Raw genomic sequence first — 551 nt, 5'->3', positions numbered from 1 at the left:
GCTTGCCGATATGTCTTTTGTAAAAAGGAAAGAGAATGTACTTGTTACAGGGGCTACAGGATCCGGCAAAAGCTACATTGCTTCGGCCCTTGGCAATCAGGCGTGTATGCAGGGGATCAGGACACAGTATCACAATACCACCAAGCTTTTCTCGAAACTCAGAATGATGAAAGCCGATGGGTCATACCTGAAGGAGATTGCAAGGATTGAGAAACAGGATCTGCTCATTCTCGATGACTTCGGAATCCAGCAACTTGATGAAATGGCCAGAATGGCACTGCTTGAAATAATAGAAGACCGGCACGGGAGAGCTTCAACAATTGTGGTGTCACAACTCCCGGTCACAAAATGGTTCGAAACAATAGGTGACAGTACCATTGCCGATGCCATCCTTGACAGAATGGTACACACAGCACACAGAATAGAGTTGAAAGGTGAATCAATGAGAAAAAAACGATAACTTTAATCGCCATTAAAACGGTAACTGAATACCCTTGATCAAAGGGTGGTCAAGATAGCCGGATCGGTGGTCAAGATCATCGGAATCTACA

At 44.8% G+C, this 551-nt stretch carries 1 protein-coding gene; it reads left to right on the top strand.

The features are described 5' to 3' along the window. Positions 1-460: ATP-binding protein (locus tag IE080_RS19405; protein ID WP_189586834.1), on the top strand; the 460-nt coding region annotated here is incomplete at its 5' end. Between the last annotated feature and the right edge of the window lie 91 nt (positions 461-551).

The organism is Mongoliitalea lutea (assembly GCF_014652135.1).
Lineage (GTDB): Bacteria > Bacteroidota > Bacteroidia > Cytophagales > Cyclobacteriaceae > Mongoliitalea > Mongoliitalea lutea.
The sequence above is the reverse complement of the archived record's forward strand: the minus strand, read 5'-3'. Positions and strand labels throughout refer to the sequence as shown.